Annotated in this window: 1 protein-coding gene; it reads left to right on the forward strand. The window is 42.7% G+C overall.

Features of this window, described 5'->3' with window-relative positions; translation table 11 throughout:
• Positions 1 to 239, forward strand: a 239-nt coding sequence (locus AC0IXA_RS27820; protein WP_471814965.1) for a TrmH family RNA methyltransferase, incomplete at its 5' end; no start/stop codon positions are given.
• Positions 240 to 253 lie beyond the last annotated feature (14 nt).

Genomic DNA, 253 nt, shown 5'->3' on the forward strand with positions numbered 1-253 from the left:
TCTGGGTTGCGGGAACAGATGCGTCTGCTAAACAGGATTACAGACAATTTGATGGTACAATGCCGCTGGCTCTTGTGATTGGCAGTGAAGGAAAAGGTATTGGCCGATTGATTAAGGAAAAGTGTGATTTTCTAATTAAACTGCCTATGGCCGGGAAGGTTACTTCTTTAAATGCATCAGTTGCCGCTGGTCTATTGATGTATGAAGTGTATCGAAAACGTTATCCGTTAGGAGAATAGAGATGGATATCCTC

The organism is Pseudomonas sp. AC083, from assembly GCF_979253165.1.